1 protein-coding gene is annotated in these 252 nt (G+C 51.6%); it reads right to left on the bottom strand.

Annotation, left to right across the window (positions count from 1 at the left end):
• On the bottom strand, positions 1-252 hold a 252-nt coding region (locus tag B0E34_RS21675), incomplete at both ends, for a hypothetical protein (protein ID WP_228423126.1).

Below are 252 nucleotides of genomic sequence, written 5' to 3'. Positions count from 1 at the left end.
TGATCCGTGTACCCTTGTTGTTGCATGAGTGGATTCAGCAGATTAGCTAGATTGTCATATACTTGCTGTTGTTTGGCGCGTTCATTTTGAAGGATCATCGGAATAACCTGCGTCTCCAGATACTCTGTCTGCTCGTTCTGTATGCCTTGCGCTCGTTCTCCCAGTGCCGTGGATCGTCCAAAACCCGCTGAACCAAGCGCTTCTTGCGCTGCTCTTGTGCCAGCTTGTGCCCTGCGATCTGCCTGCGCTTGA

Source organism: Chryseobacterium mucoviscidosis (genome assembly GCF_002177115.1).
Classification (GTDB): Bacteria; Bacteroidota; Bacteroidia; order Flavobacteriales; family Weeksellaceae; genus Chryseobacterium; species Chryseobacterium mucoviscidosis.
This window is presented reverse-complemented; position numbering and strand designations above follow the sequence as displayed.